Source organism: Rhodoferax sp. GW821-FHT02C08 (assembly GCF_059421805.1).
Map to the genome: position 1 here is coordinate 1 of NZ_JBWKVR010000067.1, position 627 is coordinate 627.

A 627-nucleotide genomic window follows, 5' to 3' on the forward strand; every position below is an offset into this window, starting at 1 on the left:
GCTGCCGACCCCGCCGCGCTGGCGGGGTGGGCGGTGCAGCTGGCGCTGCCCTTTGAACGATTCCAGAAAGAAGGTCTCGTCGGCTTCGACAATGCCGCTCTCGTGCTGGGCACGGTGTGTGGCTGGGAGCTTTAAGAAGCGGTGACGCCACAAGAAGGCGGTGTTTTTATCGACCCCACAGCATTGGGCTACCTCACGCACGCTCAGCCCGTCTATGAGTGCCTGCTCAAAGCGCAACCATTGTTCGCGCTTGCGCAAGTGCGCCAGGGGCGTACCCGTCAGCGGGTTGCTGGTTTTGCCACAGGCGCGGCAGCGGTAGCGTACCAACCCATGGCTGTGTCCCCAGGCACGCAGTTGTTCGGCCGGGGCCTGGCAGCAGGGGCACATACGCGGAGCGGGCAGCAGAGCGGCCACCGCAGCCACAGAGGCACCGCTTGTACTTGGTGCACTGTCCAATGCCGCACGCATTTGTGCCCGTTGTTTGGCGTTCAGCTTGGCAACTTGCTGCAGAAATTCGGCAAAGTCGTGACTGTTCATGGTGAATCTCTAAGTCTGGCCGGGGGCAGATTCACTCTAGGCGACGCACGCTAAACTTTCAACAGCTAATTCAGACATGGCCTAAAAATA

The 627-nt window shown here is 60.6% G+C and carries 1 protein-coding gene; it reads right to left on the minus strand.

Translation table 11 applies throughout. From position 1 onward, the window contains the following. A partial coding sequence (locus AC07VY_RS26585) for a transposase (RefSeq protein WP_495100145.1) occupies nucleotides 1–468 on the minus strand: 468 nt, incomplete at its 3' end. Nucleotides 469–627: the final 159 nt, after the last annotated feature.